The sequence below is a fragment of the Burkholderia sp. MR1-5-21 genome, assembly GCF_053427715.1.
On record NZ_JBSAXD010000005.1, the window covers coordinates 281721 to 297060 of the forward strand.

The 15340-nt window shown below is 67.2% G+C and carries 14 protein-coding genes; 7 read left to right on the forward strand and 7 right to left on the reverse strand.

Annotated features, from left to right (window positions below; genetic code table 11):
* Positions 1-483 precede the first annotated feature (483 nt).
* Entirely contained in the window at positions 484-1278 is a 795-nt protein-coding gene (locus ACV229_RS09780) for an RraA family protein (RefSeq protein WP_448082909.1), read from the reverse strand.
* Positions 1279-1436: 158 nt separating this feature from the next.
* Here ACV229_RS09780 and ACV229_RS09785 point away from each other — a divergent pair, with 158 nt between their 5' ends.
* The 7 genes from ACV229_RS09785 to ACV229_RS09815 all read left to right on the forward strand — a co-directional run bounded on the left by ACV229_RS09785 (position 1437) and on the right by ACV229_RS09815 (position 8269).
* Entirely contained in the window at positions 1437-3020 is a 1584-nt protein-coding gene (locus tag ACV229_RS09785) for an IclR family transcriptional regulator domain-containing protein (RefSeq protein ID WP_448082910.1), read from the forward strand.
* Positions 3021-3054: 34 nt separating this feature from the next.
* Positions 3055-3954 (forward strand): aldose epimerase family protein, encoded by a 900-nt coding sequence (locus tag ACV229_RS09790; protein WP_448082911.1) that lies wholly within the window; start codon positions 3055-3057, stop codon positions 3952-3954.
* Between the two features lie 182 nt (positions 3955-4136).
* Positions 4137-4589 (forward strand): nuclear transport factor 2 family protein, encoded by a 453-nt coding sequence (locus ACV229_RS09795; protein WP_448082912.1) that lies wholly within the window; start codon positions 4137-4139, stop codon positions 4587-4589.
* Positions 4586-6046 (forward strand): aldehyde dehydrogenase (NADP(+)), encoded by a 1461-nt coding sequence (locus ACV229_RS09800; protein ID WP_448082913.1) that lies wholly within the window; start codon positions 4586-4588, stop codon positions 6044-6046. The genes ACV229_RS09795 and ACV229_RS09800 overlap by 4 nt, the downstream gene beginning before the upstream one ends.
* A 14-nt stretch (positions 6047-6060) precedes the next feature.
* Positions 6061-6378: a Dabb family protein gene (locus ACV229_RS09805; RefSeq protein ID WP_448082914.1), complete on the forward strand. Its 318-nt coding sequence runs from the start codon at positions 6061-6063 to the stop codon at positions 6376-6378.
* Positions 6372-7175 carry an NAD-dependent epimerase/dehydratase family protein gene (locus ACV229_RS09810; protein ID WP_448082915.1) on the forward strand — a complete coding sequence of 268 codons (804 nt, stop codon included), beginning with the start codon at positions 6372-6374 and terminating at the stop codon, positions 7173-7175. Before ACV229_RS09805 ends, ACV229_RS09810 begins: the two co-directional genes overlap by 7 nt.
* Positions 7172-8269 (forward strand): mandelate racemase/muconate lactonizing enzyme family protein, encoded by a 1098-nt coding sequence (locus ACV229_RS09815; protein WP_448082916.1) that lies wholly within the window; start codon positions 7172-7174, stop codon positions 8267-8269. Before ACV229_RS09810 ends, ACV229_RS09815 begins: the two co-directional genes overlap by 4 nt.
* Before the next feature lie 104 nt (positions 8270-8373).
* Here ACV229_RS09815 and ACV229_RS09820 read toward each other — a convergent pair whose 3' ends face one another.
* The 6 genes from ACV229_RS09820 to ACV229_RS09845 all read right to left on the reverse strand — a co-directional run bounded on the left by ACV229_RS09820 (position 8374) and on the right by ACV229_RS09845 (position 15334).
* Entirely contained in the window at positions 8374-9315 is a 942-nt protein-coding gene (locus ACV229_RS09820; protein ID WP_448082917.1) for an alpha/beta hydrolase, read from the reverse strand.
* A gap of 77 nt (positions 9316-9392) precedes the next feature.
* Positions 9393-10670 carry an MFS transporter gene (locus ACV229_RS09825; RefSeq protein ID WP_448083014.1) on the reverse strand — a complete coding sequence of 426 codons (1278 nt, stop codon included), beginning with the start codon at positions 10668-10670 and terminating at the stop codon, positions 9393-9395.
* 142 nt (positions 10671-10812) lie between these two features.
* A complete protein-coding gene (locus ACV229_RS09830) occupies positions 10813-11976 on the reverse strand; it encodes a porin (RefSeq protein ID WP_448082918.1) in 1164 nt (387 codons plus the stop codon).
* Positions 11977-12273: 297 nt separating this feature from the next.
* A complete protein-coding gene (locus tag ACV229_RS09835) occupies positions 12274-12567 on the reverse strand; it encodes an antibiotic biosynthesis monooxygenase family protein (protein WP_448082919.1) in 294 nt (97 codons plus the stop codon).
* A gap of 132 nt (positions 12568-12699) precedes the next feature.
* Positions 12700-14013 carry an MFS transporter gene (locus ACV229_RS09840; RefSeq protein WP_448082920.1) on the reverse strand — a complete coding sequence of 438 codons (1314 nt, stop codon included), beginning with the start codon at positions 14011-14013 and terminating at the stop codon, positions 12700-12702.
* Positions 14014-14260: 247 nt separating this feature from the next.
* Positions 14261-15334, reverse strand: coding sequence for an isocitrate/isopropylmalate dehydrogenase family protein (locus ACV229_RS09845; RefSeq protein ID WP_448082921.1), 1074 nt, complete (start codon positions 15332-15334; stop codon positions 14261-14263).
* Between the last annotated feature and the right edge of the window lie 6 nt (positions 15335-15340).

A 15340-nucleotide genomic window follows, 5' to 3' on the forward strand; every position in this document is an offset into this window, starting at 1 on the left:
GAGTGAGCGGTTCAGTCAACGGAACCCGGAAACGCATCGATTCGTGACTGTTTCGGTCATCCTACGCGCAGATTTTGCGCGATTCAATCGAGGGTTTACCCGTTAAATGATCGAATCGATCGTTTTTGGTGGGTGGCGGGCAGGTGAAAACCGGGAATCGATCAATCGGTCGCGGCGGATAAGCGATGGAAGAGGACGGATGATCGCCGGGAAGACGCGGGAAAGCGCCGGGAGACGGCGCGCGTGGCTTCCGGGGAGCGCGGGCAGTGAATTGACCCTGTGTGCGGCAAGCCCCGTCCTTCAGGACTGGGCGTTACCCACAAGTTTCGGACCTGAATTAAAGAACCAGCAGATGCACGGCTTCATGCCGGTGAGACAGGAGGTGCAGCCGAGCGGCGGAATCGGGGCAGCGTTACCAACGTTACCGGCATTACGACGGTGCGGCGCTGGCCGGGCGAGAGACGCCCGCGCCCCGCTACCGCGTCAGGCAAATTTCCGTTCGATCGCGGGACGCCCGGCCGCGACCCAGGCTTCGTAATCGGCGTAAGTCTTCTGGCTCGGCGGATAGACGCCCCAGAGCGCTTCGCCGGTCGCGACGCGCATCGCAAGGTAATGCTCGATGTCGTCCTGCCGCTCGCAGACGTCGGCAAGCTCTTCGGCCAGATGCGCAGGCACGACGGTCACGCCGTCGGCATCCCCGACGATCACGTCGCCCGGATAGACCGCGACGCCGGCGCAGCCGATCGGCACCTGCAGGTCCGCGACGTGGTGATACGAGATCCGCGTCGTGGCGGTGACCTCGCGCGCATACGCCGGCAACGACATCTGCGCGATCTCGCTGCCGTCGCGCAGCGCGCCGTCGGTCACGATCGCGCGCGCGCCGCGAGCGAGCAGGCGGGTCACGAGGATGTTGCCCGCCGACGCGGCGCGCGGGTCGTTGCGGCTGTCGATCACCAGCACGTCGCCTTCACCGATCTGCTCGATCCCCTGCCATTGAAGATTGTCGCCGTTCGGCTTCGTGGTCATCGTCCCGTAGGTGTCGATGTCCTCTCGGGCGGGAATGAATCGCATCGTGAACGCGCGCCCCGCGAAAGGCTTCACTTCCCGGTTCAGCGCGCGCAGCCCGACCAGCGCCGGCTGGCGGAATCCGCGCTTGAACAATTGGGTGGTGAGCGATCCGCTGCTCACGCTGGCGAGACGCGCAAGCGTCGCCTCGCCGACATGCACAGTGCGATCGATCTCGCGGTCGAGTTCATCCGAATAGTTGTGGAGCGTCACGTTGGATCCTGTGGCAAGAATGAAGTGGGATGAAAGTTCCAGAAAGTGGAACTCGCGAAGCCAGGCGGCTAGGTTCGAACTCATGCTACTGCTACAGTGACTGGCAACGAAACGGCGCGGTGCCGACACGCCGCGCATGAATTCCAGAAGGTGGAAAAGTGGGAATCGGAGACGGTACGGCATCGCTCGGCAAGGCGCTGACGGTGCTCGAACTGGTCGGCGCCGCGCCCGGCGGCATGACCAATGCGGCGCTCCTCGCGCAAGCGGGGCTGCCGAAGACGACGCTCTATCGGATCCTCGCGACGCTGATCGAGCATGGCCTGTTGCGGCGTGACGCAAGCCATCGCGTCTATCGTCTCGGGTTCCGGTATCTGGAACTGGTACGCAATGCATACCTGATGCCTGACCTCGTCGCGGCGGCAACGCCCGAACTGCGCGCGCTGCGCGACCTGACCGGCGAAACGACGTATCTGGCCGCACGCGACGGCAACGAAGTCATCTCGCTCGAGCGATGCGACGGCGCGCACTCGCAGCGCTCGTCGGCGGCGCTCGGCCGCAGCAAGCCGATCTACTGCACGGGCCAAGGCAAGGCGATCCTGTCACGGATGCCGCGCGACGAACGCGATGCGTTGCTGCGCAGCGTGACGATGACCGCGCTGACGCCGCACACCATCACCGACCGGCGGCGGCTGCAGGTCGAATTGCGGATCACCGCGACCCGCGGCTTTGCAATCGACGACGAGGAAATCGTGCTCGGCGTGCGCTGCGTTGCCGCGCCGATCGTCGACGGGGCGGGCCGGGTGCGCGGCGCGCTCAGCGTCGCCGGACCCGCATACCGCCTGTCGCTCGCGCGGCTCGAACTGCTCGGCCCCGAATTGGCGGAAGCCGCTCGACGCGTCGGCATGCAGCTCGACGTCGCGCGCCCCGCGACGGAACAGGAGGAAGTGACGCCCGTCGGAGACGGCTGGGCGTTTCACGGCGCGCATCCGGTCTGGTCGGCGGCGCAACGCAGGCTCTACTGGGCGGACACGCTCGCGCCCGCCGTGCATGCGTTCGACGGCGCGCACGACAGGATCGTGATGCGGCTCGACGAGCCGATCACCGGCATGCAGCTGCGGACGGACGGCCTGATCGTCACGCAGGCGCGGCGGGTCTGGATGGTCGGGGCGGACGGCGCCGCGTGTGCGCACGACGGCGTGAGCGCGTGGAACGATCCGGCCATGTCGCTGCAATGCACCGATGCGCGCGGCGTCACGTGGGGCTGCCTGCAACGCGACGGCATCGTGCGCGTCGGCTTCATCAACGCTACCCGGCACTTCGAAACGCGCTGGCAGTTCAGCGAACCGATCGACGCGATCGCCTGGTCTGGCGACGGCGCCACCGCCTATGCGCTCGGCCCGGCATCCGGAACGATTTATACGATGCAGCGCGGCAGCGAGACGATCCGCCGCTTCGCGTCGATGCCGCCAGGCTCAGGCCGGCTCTGCGGGATCGCGCTCGACGACGGCGACGGCATCTGGGTCGCGCTCAGAGACGGCTGGAGCCTGATGCGCTTCACCGGCGACGGGGCGCTCGACCGCGTCGTCAGCCTGCCTGTCGCAGCGCCGACCGGGCTCGCATTCGTGCGCGACGGGCGTGACGCGTCGATCTACATCACCAGCGACCGCAATCACCAGCCGATCGAATCGCTTGCCAGCGCGCCGCTATCCGGGCATCTGCTGCGTCTGCGGATCGATGCCTGAACGACGGCCGTCGCATCACATTCCCGGAGACTTCATGAGCACTCGCTCGCGACTGATACTGGACAATCGCGTGCTGCGCGCCGAACTGGCCCCCGGCCTCGGTGCCCGGCTGACGCGCCTGCAGGTCGTCGCATGCGGCACCGACATTGTCGTGCCGCTGCACGAATGGACCGCACCGCCGCATAGCTGGCCGAAGGCCGGCGCCTATCCGCTGATCCCGTATTCGAACCGCATTGCCGGCGCGCAATTGCGATTCGGCGACATGGTCCATGCGCTGCCGCCTCATCCGCTCGATCTTCCGAACACGCTGCACGGCATCGCGCATCGCTGCGAATGGGAGACGCGTGCATTCAGCGATGTCTCGGCCGAATTCGCGCTGCATTACGCCGGCGCGCATTGGCCATGGCCCTTCGATGCACGCATCGCGTTCCGGCTCGACGGTCCGGCGCTGCACGTCGAACTCGCGGTATGCAACGCCGGTGCGTCCGCGATGCCGGCCGGTGTCGGCTGGCACCCGTTTCTCGCGCGCGACGCGCACGCGTCGATTCGCTTCGATGCGCGGCGCCGCTGGCACATCGACGCGGCCTGCGTGCCCAACGGCAACACCTCGTCCACGCACGAGGCGATCCGGATCGACGAGCGCGACTGGCAATCGTCGGACGTGGCGATCTATGCGAGCGAATGGCACGGGCCGGCGGTCGTCACACGCGCGAACGGACGGATCGCGATCGATGCGGCCGCGCCGCTCGACCACCTCGTCGCCTTCGTGCCGCGCGGCGCGCCGTATCTGTGCGTGGAACCCGTCAGCCACGTCGCCAACGCATTCAATCTCGCCGCGGCCGGCGTCGCACACACCGGCATGCGCGTGCTCGGCCCGGGCGAGTCGCTGAGCGCGCACACGTCGCTGCGCTGGGAGGCGCGGGCGAATCGCTGACGACGCAACCGTCGCCACGCCGGAAGGCTCGGCCTGCCTGGCGACGGTCCCAGATGCTGGAACTGCTGTCTGCTACGGCCACAGGCGGCCGCAATCATCGGCGAGCCCCGACCCTACACTCGCATCGTGTTCCATCGCGTGCCGCACAAAGTCTGCGGTGCGCATTCCCAGGAGGCTCATCGATGGCAGTCATCGACCAGGCGAAATACGCGGCCCTGATCCGCCGCTATTTCGACGCATGCAACGCAGCCGACTACGACGCGCTCGTAGCGTGCTTCACGCCCGACGCCGTGCATTATTTCCCCGCCGGCCTGCCCGACATCCCGTGGCGCGGCGCCGACACCATCGCGCGCAAGTGGCAATGGTGCGTCGCCGAGCTCGGTTCCCGGTGGACGATCGAGAAAATCCTCGTGTCGCACGATTCGCACGAGGCCGTCATCGAATGGACGCACTGGAAGTCGAAAGCCGGCACGGCGCTGCGCGGCGACGAATGGTACGTGTTCGACCCGGACACGTGCCGGATCAAGGAAATCCGCGCGTACTACGCCGCACCGGCCGACAACGCGGTCGCGATCAACGCGCTGGTGGCGTTCGACTATGCGGCGCGCGGCTATCACGTGGAGCCGCAATCGTGAGCACGACCGATTCCGGCGCCCGCGCCGCGCCCTTCCCGGCCATCGATCGCGCGGTGGCGCTCGCAGCCGACGCCCATGCAGCCGACGCGCTGGCCCCTGCCGCCGCACGCACCCGCCTGTTGCACGGTCTCGCCGATGCGCTCGACGCTCAGGCGGCGGCGCTGATCGCACTGGCCGACGACGAAACCGGCCTCGGTCATGCGCGCCTTGCCGGCGAACTTGCCCGCACGACGTTCCAGTTGCGCGGCTTTGCCGACGAAGTCGACGCCGGCGCGCCGTTCCGCCAGATCGACGCCGCCGCCGTGGCCGGCGCGCCGCCGACAGGCCGCCCGCGTCTGACGCGCGTGCTCGTGCCGCTCGGGCCGGTCGCAATGTTCTCCGCGAGCAATTTCCCGTTCGCGTTCTCGGTGCTCGGCGGCGATACCGCGTCCGCACTGGCAGCCGGCTGTACGGTGGTCGTCAAGCCGCATGCAGGGCATCCCGAACTGTCGCGGCGCGTGTTCGCGCTTGCGGCCGACGTCGTGCGCGAGCAGCGCTTGCCCGACGGCGTCATCGCGTTCACCGATCAGGTGCCCCGCGACGCGGGCACGCATCTGGTCCGGCACCCGGCGATCGCGGCGGTCGCATTCACCGGCTCGTATCAGGGCGGTGTCGCGTTGTGGCGGGCAGCGAACGACCGCCCGCGCCCCATTCCGTTCTTCGGCGAACTCGGGTCGATCAACCCGCTCGTCGTGTTGCCGCCGGCACTGGCGGCCGGTACCGCCAGCGCGGCCGACGCGCTCGCCGCATCGATCACGCTCGGCTGCGGCCAGTTCTGCACGAGCCCCGGCCTGATCGTCGTGCAGGACGATCCGCAGGGCGACAGCTTCGTCGCCGATCTCGCCCGTGCGCTCTCCGCGCAGCGCCCGCACCGGATGCTGACATCCGCGATGCGCGCCGGCTTCGAACAGGCTGCGGCGACGATCGCCGCGCAAGCGGGCATCCGCGTGCGGGTCGCGCCGCCCGACGGCGCGCGTGCCGACACGGACGCGCCAGCGCCACGACTCTATGAAGTCGATGCCGATGCATTCGTCGCAACGCCGGCGCTGCGCGACGAGATGTTCGGTCCCGCCGCGCTCGTCGTCCGCGTGCGTGACCACGACGAGATCCTGCGCGTGCTGGCGGCCGTCAACGGATCGCTGACCGTCACGCTGTGGGGCGCGCACGACGATACACCGGACAATCGCACGCTGATCGGCGCCGCCCGGCGGATTGCCGGCCGCGTGCTGTTCGGCGGCGTGCCCACCGGCGTTGCGGTCTGCCATGCGCAGCAGCACGGCGGGCCGTGGCCTGCATCGACGCACCCGCAATCGACGTCCGTCGGCTATGCCGCGATCGAACGGTTCCTGCGGCCCGTTGCGCTGCAGGATGCGCCTGCGTGGTACCTCGACGCGTGTCGCGGAGGGACGGCGCGATGATGAAGCATGTCGTGATGTTCCGCCGCCTCGCTCATGTCGAGCGGGACGCCGCGCGGGAAAGGGTACTCGTCGACAAGATGCACGCGCTCGGACGTGAAATCGGGTTCGTCCGCGGCTGGCGCGTGTCGGCCAACGAACTCGACCGGCCGATCTGCTGGGACTACCTGCTCGAATCCGAATTCGACGACGAGAACGCCGTCGCACGATATCTGCCCCATCCGGCGCACCAGGCGCTGGTCGCGGACCTCAAGACCTATTTCGAGTGGGCCGCCGTCGACTATACGATGTCGGAAATCGACGGACGAACGCCAGAAAGGATGCCTGAATGTTGAAGACCCTGCTTGTCACCGGCGCAGCCGGCGGCGTCGCCACGCGCGTGCGCCCATGGCTGCGCGAACATTACCGCCTGCGTCTGCTCGATCTGCGCGAGCCGCAGGATCTCGCGGACAACGAAACCGCGCTGGTCGGCGACATCACCGATCCGGCGCTGGTCCGGCGTGCGGCCGAAGGTGTGGACGGGGTCCTCCACCTCGCGTGCAGCTACGGCCTCGACATCGATTTCGAGGCAACGCTCGACGCCAACTACCGCGCGCAGCTCTACCTGCTCGACGCGTGCCGGCAATACGGCATCCCGCGTTTCGTGTTCGCCAGCAGCCATCATGTCGTCGGCCATCATCGTATCGACGGCTTCGCGGGCGACGACGCGCCTGTCGCGCCCGACGGCTTCTATGCGCTCAGCAAGGTGTTCGGCGAGGCGGCGTGCGTGCTGTATGCACATCGTCACGGGTTGAAGACGCTGTCGATCCGCATCGGCAATGCCGATCCGGAAGTCGCCGACGGGCGGCGGCTGCACCTGTGGGTCAGCGGCCGCGATCTCGCGCAGCTGATCCGGATCGGGATCGAACACGACGCCGTCGCGCACGACGTCGTCTACGGCATATCGCGCTGTCCGGAGCCGTTCTTCGACAATCGGCGTGCGACCGAACTCGGCTATGTGCCGCAGGACGACGCGCGCGATCACGTCGCGCGCGCGTTCGTGCCGCGCGACGCGATGCCGGCCGGCGACGGGCCCGGCTACATCGGCGGCCCCTATGTGCCCAAGCCACTGCGCGTGCGAGGTGCCGCATGAAGATCAAGTCGGTCGACACCCGCATCGTCGAGATTCCGTTCGAAGACGGCGGCGCCGGGCTCGGCATCACGCCCTCCGCATGGCGCACGCTCGAAACCGTGCTCGTGCGCATCGAGGACACGGACGGCCACGTGGGCTGGGGGGAAGGCTTCGGCTATTTCGTTGCCGATGCGACGCGCCACGTGATCGACAGCCGACTCAAACCGCTGCTCGAAGGCGCGGCGATCGACTCGGTCACGGACTGGACGAAGCACGTGCAGCAGCTGCTGCACCTGTTCGGCCGATACGGGATCACGATGTTCGCGATCTCGGGCGTCGATCTCGCGCTCCATGACCTGGCGGCGAAACGCGCAGGCGTCCCGCTGTATCGGCTGCTCGGCGGCAATGCGCCGGTCACGCGGTCGACTTACGCGAGCCTCGTGCGCTACGGCGATCCGCACGCGGCGGCGGCCATGTGCCGACGCGCGCTCGACGACGGCTTTGCCGACATCAAGCTGCACGAGATCGACATGCCGGTCATCGAAGCCTGTCATGCTGCGGTGGCCGGCCGCGCCGCGCTGTCGGTCGACGTCAACTGCGCGTGGGATCCCGCGACCGCACGGCGAAATATCGTGCGCCTGCGCGAGCTGGGCGGATTCGACTGGCTCGAAGAGCCCGTCTTTCCGCCGGAAGACTTCTCGACGCAGTCCGCGCTGCGCACGCCGGATGTGCCGATCGCCGCCGGCGAGAACTGGTGCACCGCGATGCAGTTCCGGCAGGCCGTCGACGCGCAGGCGGTCGATTATCTGCAGCCGAGCGTGAGCAAGGTCGGCGGCATCACCGAGTTCATGGAAATCGTCGCGCTGGCGCGCGGTGCGCGCTTGGGCGTGCTGCCGCACAGCCCGTACTTCGGCCCCGGCTTCCTCGCGACCCTTCATCTCGCGACCGCCTTTCCCGACCTGATGCAGATCGAATATCTGTACGTCGATCCGGCTGCCTGGCTGATCGATCTCGCCCCCATTCGCGACGGGCATGCATTCCGTCTCGACGATGCGCCCGGAATCGGCGCGGCGCCGGACGAAGCCGTGCTGTCGCGCTATCTCCGTCCCCGCTGACTTGTCCGGCCACGCGCAAGCGCGGCCACCCCGGGCCACGCGTTACGACCGCCACGCGTGTGCGCGGCAATCTTCATGTCGTCGCGCACACTCACCGGTGGCGGTCAGCTCGCGAACGCCACCCCCTTCTCCAGCAGAAACGCCGCGATCCGGTCGTACAGCGCGCCCACTTCCGGCAACTGCGCCGCACGCAGGCATCCGTGCACCAGTCCCGCTCCGGCGCATACGTCCACCGGCACGCCGGCGTCGCGCAAGCGCGCCGCATAGGCGAGTCCCTGGTCGCGCGCCGGGTCGACCTGCGCGAGCGCAAGCAGCGCAGGCGCGAGCGCCGTGCAGTCGTCCACCTCCAGCGGCATCGCCAGCGGATTGCGCCGATCGTCCGGGTTCGGCAGATACGCGTCAATCGACGACGCCAGCCCCGATGCGCTGAGTATCGGCGCATGCGCATGTTCGATCATCGACGGGAAGTCCGTCGATGCGCTCAGCACCGGATACGCGAGCACCTGCGCGCGCGGCTGACGCTTGCCCGCCGCACGCAGCGCGATGCACAGCGCCGCCGCCAGCGTTGCGCCGGCACTGTCGCCCGCCACTGCACGCCGCGTCGGGTCGAGCGGCAACGGCAGGTCTGCGATCGCGTCCCAGACCGCCCGACCATCGAGCAGCGGCGCGGGAAACGACGCCTCGGGCGCCAGCCGGTAGTCCACCGCGAGCACCGCGACCTTCACGCGCTGCAGCAACGCCGCGGCAAACCAGTCATGCGTCGTGTGATCGCCGGCTGTCCATCCGCCACCGTGGAAATACAGCAGGACGGGCCAGCCGCGCGCGGGCGCGGGCTCCGCGGGCCGGATGCAGCGTGTCGTCACGCCGCCGGCGAGCTGGTCGCTGACCGTGATCGTGCCGGAGCGCGGTGGCGTGAAATGCGCGCACTGGCGCGCGAACGCGGCGCGACGCGACGGCCAGTCGCCGCCTGCGGGGGCAAAGCGCAAAGCGGTGCGCACAAATGCGTGCATGCCGTCGCTCAACGAGGAAGCGGAAAAAGTGTTCATTCGGTTTCCAGAAGAAAAAAAAGGCGCATGCCCGATCCGGGCATGCGCCTCGTACGCGCGCCGTTTGCCGGCGATGACTACGCGAGCGAAGCGGCCGTCTCGCGATCGGTGCGGCCGCCGACGAAGAGCGCGAGGATCATCGAGCCGACGAGGCCAAGCGAGCCGGCCAGCACGAACGCGCTCGCATAGCTGCCGGTGCCCTGGATCAGGAAGCCCGTCGCCGCCGGGCCGACAATGCCCGACACGTTCGCCAGTCCGTGCATGAAGCCGCTCGCCGTACCGACCTGACGACGGGGCACGCTGTCCTGGATGATCGCCCAGTAGGCGGGCGCCGCGAGCATCAGGAAGCCGATGGCCACCGTCATCACGCCGACGGCCGTCATCGCCGAATCGACGAGGCCCGTCAGGCCAATGCATACCGCGGCGATCATCAACGACGTCACCAGCACGACCTTGCGGGAGAACATCCGCTTGCCCGTGCGGCGGAAGATCGCGTCGACGATCAGCCCGCCGGTAAAGAAGCCGAGCGCACCGGTGATCCACGGCAGCGAACTGACGAGGCTCATGTCCTTGAGGCTGATGCCCTTCGTATCGACGAGATAGCTCGGAAACCACGTGATGAAGAAGAACAGGATGTAGTTGTAGCAGAACAGCGAAATGCCGGTCATCAACACGGAGCGCGTCGAGATTACCTCGAGGATCGACACCTTGCCCTCGCCGTCACGCACGTCCTCTTCCTGCCCGTCATTGATTTCGGCCAGCTCTTCCCGGCTGATGCGCGGATGCCGCGCGGGCGTTTCGACTGCCAGCCGGTGCCACGCGAGCGCCCATGCGAGCCCGAGGGCAGCCATCACGATGAACGACGCGCGCCAGCCGAACGACAGCGCGAGAAAGCCGATGATCGGCCCTGCGAGCGCGCCGCCGAGCGGGCCGCCGGCCTGGTTGATCCCGGCCGCGCTCGCGCGCTCCCTGACCGGAAACCAGGTATTGACCACCTTGTTCGCGGTCGCCGAGTTGGGCCCCTCGCCGGCGCCGAACACGATGCGCACGAGCAGCATCGACCAGAAGCCGGACACAGCCGCAGTCAGGCCGCACGCAATCGACCAGCCTGTCATCGAGACCGTCAGCACGCGCTTGCCGCCGAAGCGGTCGGAGAAGTAGCCGCCCAGGAAATTGAACAGCGCGTAGCCGATGGAGAATGCACTGAAGATCAGGCCTTTCTCGCCGGGCGTCAGGTGAAAGTCCTTCGTGATGAACGGCATCGCGATCGATAGTGCGGCCCGATCGATGTAGTTGATGACCATCGCCAGCATCAGCATGACGAGAATGGTCGTCCGGTATTTCCGGTGTTGCATGTTCACGAACTGTCTCCGATGTTGTGTTTGCGGTGCGTCGCGAACGGCGAACCGCGTTCCGATCGCATCCTAGCGTGCACCGCAAGCCGCGAAAGACCGCCGACACGACGGCCGCGCACGGTTTTCCAGAATGTGGGCCTCGTCAGAAGCTGTGACGCAGTCCGGCGGTCACGGCCACCTGCGACGCGGTGCTCGACGGCGTGAAGCCGTAGATCGCCGCCACGGCCTTCGACCCGGTCGAGTCGTACCCGGACGCGTGCTGCCAGATGCCCACGAGATACACGTCCGTACGCTTCGACAGGAAGTAATCGATGCCCGCATTCGCCTGAAGATAATTCACGCCGCCGAGATTGCCAGCCACGGGGCTGCCGCGCGTGTATTGCACCGACGCGCCGAACATCGCGGCCGGCGTGACGAACTTGCGCAGGTTCAGTTCCCAGGTGTTGAAGACGGCACTGCCGCGATAGCCGAGCGGATCGAGCCCGGGCTGGCTGCCGAGGTCGCGCAATTGCGAATGGGTGTAGACGCCGCCCGCGGTCCAGCCGCCGAACGTGTAGGTCGCGGCCGTGCCGAACACCTGCAGCGAGCCGGCAGACGCATAGCCCGAATAGATCGGTGCGGCCGTCATGTTGTTGCCGGTCGCGCTCGACGACGGGTTGTTTCCGTAGAACGAAAAATTCGGATCCTGCGCGTTGAGATACGCCACACCCAGTTGCACCGCGCCATGCACGTAGCGGGCGCCCAGCGAATAGATGCGTTTGCGGCGATAGTCGCCCGCCACGCCGCCCAGGCTGTATACGCCGCCGACCGTGAGCCCCGCGAAATCCGGGCTGCTGTATTTGACGGCGTTGTTCACGCGGAAATTGTTGCCGGTGTTGTCGATGTCGCCGGGGTGGTTCGCGTATGCGCCGGCGGTATCGCCCCCCGCCTTCAACGCGCCGACGTAATCGACGACCGAGTCGTACTGACGCCCGAGCGTCACCGTGCCGAACGCGCCGCTCAGGCCGACATAGGCCTGCCGGCCGAACATTGCTCCCCCCTGCCCCAGCGAACCGTTCAGCGCCGAGAAACCGTTCTCGAGGCGAAACAGCGCACGGGTGCCGCCGCCAAGATCCTCGCTGCCGATGAAGCCGAGTCGATTGCCTTTCAGCGGCCCCGCGGTCAGCGCCGTCAGCGACGCGCCGCGCGCGTTGTTGACGTAAGTCACCGCCGTATCGAGAATCCCGTAGATCGTCGCACTGCTTTGCGCGAGCGCCGTCCCGCAGAAGAGCATGCCGACCGGCACGGCGAGTAGCTTGAACTTCATGGTCCCGAGTCTCCTATGTCGTATTCGAGTCGGGACGGATATTAGCCAGCGTCGGGGCGGTGCGGGCTTGCGTCGTCGCACGCATGCCGTGCGGCGTTCCAGCATTCGGGACTGGCGTGTGCGGATGCGCGAATACCCTGACGGGCGCGACGTGGAGTGAAGGCGGGAGGTCGACGATACGTCGTACGCCGATGCGGCAATGTCGGCCGTGCGTTCCGATTGCGAGACCGCGACGGCCGGATGCCGGGGCGGCCCGGAGTGCGCGCGCCGCCGCGTCTTTCCAGCGTGCCGCGCCCTTTACTTCACGGCGACGACCGTATGGATGACTTCCGGCGGCCGCTTGAAGAACGGCCCCGCCAGTTGCCGCCAGGCCTGGAAGTCATCCGACTCGCGGAAATGCACCATGTGATCGTCGACGGTCTCCCATTTCACGACGAGCAGATACTCGCCGTTGCGTTCGATCACGCGGTGCAGTTCCGCGCCGCCGCAGCCGCGGGCGCGCGCGAACAACGGCAGGGCCTGCCGGACTGCGGCTTCGAATTGTTCGGCTTGAGACGGGTCGATTTCGAGACTGGCCATTTCGAGGATCATGAGCGCTCCATTCATTCGGGAAAATTCGGTCGGTTTGCGACGCGGCGTCAGCCGCGGCCGGCGTCGCACGGGAACGATACCGGAAATCGGCAAGACGGTCCGTGCGCGGAGGCCGTCGTGCCGGTCAACACTTCAGGCTTTCTCGATGAGCAGCTTGAGCGATGCGGCCAGCGCGGCAGACAGCGCAAGCATCGCGGCCATCGCCCAGATGCCGGCGGCAAAGGAGCCGGTCGACTGCTTCAGGAAGCCGACGAGGTACGGGCCCGCAAAGCCGCCGAGCGTGCCGATCGAATTGATGAAGGCGAGACCGCCGGCAGCGGCGACGCCGGTCAGGAATCGCGTCGGAATGGTCCAGAAGATCGCGCGCGCAGCGCTGACCGCAACCACGGCCAGGCTCAGCCCCACCAGCTCGATGGCCACACTGCCGGCGAGCGCGGACAGCGCGAGGCCGATACCGCCCAGCAGGCACGCGCTGAACAGATGGAAAACCTTGCGGCCGCTTCGATCGACCACGCGTGCCCAGATCAACATCCCGAATACCGCGGCGATATACGGAATCGTGGACAGCAACCCGACCGCGACAAGGCTGAGGCCGTGTCCCTTCAGAATGATCGGCAGCCAGATGCCGATGCCATACGAACCGAGCACGAAGCCGAACTGAATCGCCGCGAGCAGCAGTACCCGGCCGTCCTTCAGCGCGGCGAACAGCGCTTTCTTCGGTTTTTCGCGCGGCTCCTCCGCGAGCATCGTGACGAGCTCGCTGCGCTCTTCCTGCGTCAGCCAGTACGCGTCCTTCGGATCGTCGCGCAGCCAGACGAGCACGGCAATCCCGATCAGGACGGCGGGCATGCCCTGCACGACGAACATCCATTGCCAGCCGTGCAGCCCCGCGATGCCATCGAGGCCGAGCAGCGCCGTCGACATCGGGCCGCCGATGACCGACGACAGCGGTACGCCGAGCATGAAGAAGGCGAGTACGCGTACGCGGTACTCGGTGGGGAACCAGCAGGCGAGGAAAAACGTGACGCCCGGAAAGAAGCCTGCTTCGGCGATTCCGAGGAGCAATCGCAGGATGTAGAAGCTCGTCGGCCCCTGCGCCAGTGACGTTGCGGTCGCGGCGAGGCCCCAGGTGATCATGATCCGTGCGAGCCAGCGCCGGGCGCCGTACCGGTACAGCGCGAGATTGCTCGGGATCTCGAACAGGCAATACCCGGTGAACAGAACGCCGGCGCCCCAGCCGAACTGGGCGGGCGTCAGCCCGATGTCCTGGTTCATCGTCAGCGCCGCGAAGCCGACGCTGGTCCGGTCGATGTAGTTGAAAATGAACGCGAGCGTCAGCAGTGGCAACAGGCGCCAGGTATTCTTGTGCAGCGCCCGCTGCCGGATCGCTTGCCGGGTCGTCCGATGATCGGACGCCGGGTCCATCGCCATTGATTCGGAATGCATGCTAAATCCTTCGATGAATGCGTGTGATCGTCCAACGTACGTGTTCCGGCTGGCCTCGCCATGGAGCGCATCGACGCGGCGCGCGCGGATATCGTCTGCAACGCGATCCGGTCGGGATTGGCGTTTCGATAACGCTATCGGGCGACGCGCGACATTCGCCCGTCAGCCGTGGCGCGGCCATCATCGAATGTCTCCGGTTTGTTGTCGCGATTCGGCGGCGGCAACGCGCCGCCCGCCGAGCAGCGCGTCACGCGGCCTGGAGCGCGTCGGCAACCTGTTTGCCGAAGGCCTTGCAGCCCATGGTGCCGCCGAGATCCGCGGTGCGCGTCTCGGGATTGGCAAGCACCGCGTCGACCGCGGCATCGATCGCATCGGCGGCCGCAATGAAAGCCGGTTTCTGCCGGTGTTCGCCGATCCAGCGCATCAGCATGCCGACCGACAGGATCATCGAGGTCGGATTCGCCTTGTCCTGGTTCTGGATATCCGGCGCGGAGCCGTGCTGCGCCTGGGCACAGCAAAGCGCATCGCCCGCCATGATCGAGCCGCCGAGACCCAGGCTGCCGGACAGCTCCGCCGCGAGATCGCTGATGATGTCGCCATAGAAGTTGGTGGCGACCAGCACGTCGAAACGCTCCGGCGACCGGACGAGGTGGGCCGTCGACGCGTCCACCAGCAGATCGTCGAGCGCCACCTCCGGGAAGTCTTTCGCGACATGGCGGACGCTTTCGAGGAAGAGGCCGTCCGTCATGTGGAAGCTGTTCGCCTTGTGAATCGCCGTCACCTTCTTCCTGCGCTTCATCGCAAGCTCGAACGCGCGCCGCGCAATCCGCTCGCTGCAGTGACGCGTGATCTTGCGTACCGACAGCGCCATGTCCTTCGACGGCATCATCTCGCCCCACCCGAGGTGCATGTTGCGGTCCGGATAGAAGCCTTCGGTGGCCTCGCGCATGATCACGAGATCCATGCGCCTGCCTTCGCGCATGTTCGACGTCAGGAACGGGCGGGTGCGTGACGGACGCACGTTCGCATAGAGGTCGAGTTCGCAACGGAACGCGGCCGACACATTGCGCCCGCCCTCCGCGGGAGGCGGGTAGTCCGCATGCGAGACGGTGCCGAGGATCAGGCCGTCGTAGCCCGCCGCCTTTTCCAGCACCGCCGGCCGCAGCGTGGTGCCGTGCTTGTCGAGGCTCGCGAAGCCGACATCTTCGTAGTCGTATTGGAGGCCGAGATCGAAGAGGCGATCGGCCTTTTCAAGCACGTCGATCGACGCCGCGATGATCTCGGGGCCGATTCCGTCACCGGGAAGAACAAGGATACGCATGATGAT

What these genes read in the sequence shown, in the direction of transcription:
- ACV229_RS09790 (WP_448082911.1), top strand. Translation starts at nt 3,055, where the DNA reads ATGAGCACTCGCTCGCGACTGATACTGGACAATCGCGTGCTGCGCGCC.
- ACV229_RS09795 (WP_448082912.1), top strand. Translation starts at nt 4,137, where the DNA reads ATGGCAGTCATCGACCAGGCGAAATACGCGGCCCTGATCCGCCGCTAT.
- ACV229_RS09805 (WP_448082914.1), top strand. Translation starts at nt 6,061, where the DNA reads ATGTTCCGCCGCCTCGCTCATGTCGAGCGGGACGCCGCGCGGGAAAGG.
- ACV229_RS09810 (WP_448082915.1), top strand. Translation starts at nt 6,372, where the DNA reads ATGTTGAAGACCCTGCTTGTCACCGGCGCAGCCGGCGGCGTCGCCACG.
- ACV229_RS09815 (WP_448082916.1), top strand. Translation starts at nt 7,172, where the DNA reads ATGAAGATCAAGTCGGTCGACACCCGCATCGTCGAGATTCCGTTCGAA.
- ACV229_RS09820 (WP_448082917.1), bottom strand. Translation starts at nt 9,315, where the DNA reads ATGAACACTTTTTCCGCTTCCTCGTTGAGCGACGGCATGCACGCATTT.
- ACV229_RS09825 (WP_448083014.1), bottom strand. Translation starts at nt 10,670, where the DNA reads ATGCAACACCGGAAATACCGGACGACCATTCTCGTCATGCTGATGCTG.
- ACV229_RS09830 (WP_448082918.1), bottom strand. Translation starts at nt 11,976, where the DNA reads ATGAAGTTCAAGCTACTCGCCGTGCCGGTCGGCATGCTCTTCTGCGGG.
- ACV229_RS09835 (WP_448082919.1), bottom strand. Translation starts at nt 12,567, where the DNA reads ATGATCCTCGAAATGGCCAGTCTCGAAATCGACCCGTCTCAAGCCGAA.
- ACV229_RS09840 (WP_448082920.1), bottom strand. Translation starts at nt 14,013, where the DNA reads ATGCATTCCGAATCAATGGCGATGGACCCGGCGTCCGATCATCGGACG.
- ACV229_RS09845 (WP_448082921.1), bottom strand. Translation starts at nt 15,334, where the DNA reads ATGCGTATCCTTGTTCTTCCCGGTGACGGAATCGGCCCCGAGATCATC.